The sequence below is a fragment of the Actinomadura sp. 6K520 genome, assembly GCF_004349245.1.
Lineage (GTDB): Bacteria > Actinomycetota > Actinomycetes > Streptosporangiales > Streptosporangiaceae > Spirillospora.
This window is the reverse complement of the sequence record NZ_SMLC01000405.1, coordinates 1-1,155: the sequence shown is the minus strand read 5'-3', so window position 1 is coordinate 1,155 and position 1,155 is coordinate 1. Positions and strand designations below refer to the sequence as shown.

Sequence of the window (1,155 nt, the reverse complement as noted above, 5' to 3'; positions counted from 1 at the left end):
GAGGAGCTGGCGGGCGATGACCATCCGCTGGATCTGGTTGGTCCCCTCGTAGATCTGGGTGATCTTGGCGTCGCGCATCATCCGCTCCACCGGGAAGTCCCGCGTGTACCCGTACCCGCCCAGCAACTGCACCGCATCGGTCGTCACGTCCATCGCCACATCCGAGGCCAGCGCCTTGCACGCCGACGACACCAAGGTCAGGTCGGCGACCTGCTCGCCGTGCATCGCCCGTTCGGACTTGATCGCGGCGTGGTAGGTCAACTGCCGGGCACCCTCCAGCCGCATCGCCATATCGGCCAGCATGAACTGCACACCCTGGAAATCGGCGACGGGCTTGCCGAACTGGCGGCGCTGCTTGACATACCCCACCGCGAAATCCAGCGCCCCCTGCGCGATCCCGAGGGCCTGCGCGGCGATCGTGATCCGGGTGTGGTCCAGCGTGGCCAGCGCGGTCTTGAACCCCGTCCCCTCCGCGCCGATGATCCGGTCCGCCGGAATCCGCACATCCTCCAAGATCACCTGCCGGGTCGGCGACCCCTTGATCCCCAGCTTGCGCTCCTTGGGCCCGAACGACACCCCCGGATCGGACCTCTCCACGACGAACGCCGAAATCCCCCGCGCACCGGCGGACGGATCGGTCACCGCCATCACCGTGTAGTACTCCGACACCCCCGCATTGGTGATCCACATCTTGGTGCCGTTGAGCACCCAGGACCCGCCCTCACGCACCGCCCGCGTCCTCATCCCGGCCGCATCGGAACCGGCATCGGCCTCCGACAAGGCATAGGAGAACATCGCCTCACCACGCGCGACCGGCGCCAGATACCTCTTCTTGAGATCCTCCGACCCCGCCAGCAGAACCGGCACGGTCCCCAGCTTGTTCACCGCCGGGATCAGCGACGACGACGCACACGCCCGCGCCACCTCCTCGATCACGATCACCGTGGCCAGCGCGTCGGCCCCCGCACCCCCGTACGATTCGGGCACGTGCACCGCATGCAGCTCACTGGCCGCCAACGCCTCCAGCGCCTCCTGCGGGAACCGCGACTCCTCGTCCACCTCCGCCGCGAAAGGAGCGATCCTGGCATCGGCCAGCTCACGCACCGTCCGCCGCAGCAGCTCATGCTCCGCAGACGGCGCGTACATGGGAAAGTC

At 68.0% G+C, this 1,155-nt stretch carries 1 protein-coding gene; it reads right to left on the bottom strand.

From position 1 onward, the window contains the following. On the bottom strand, nt 1–1,155 hold a 1,155-nt coding region (locus tag E1289_RS37675), incomplete at both ends, for an acyl-CoA dehydrogenase family protein (protein ID WP_279488692.1).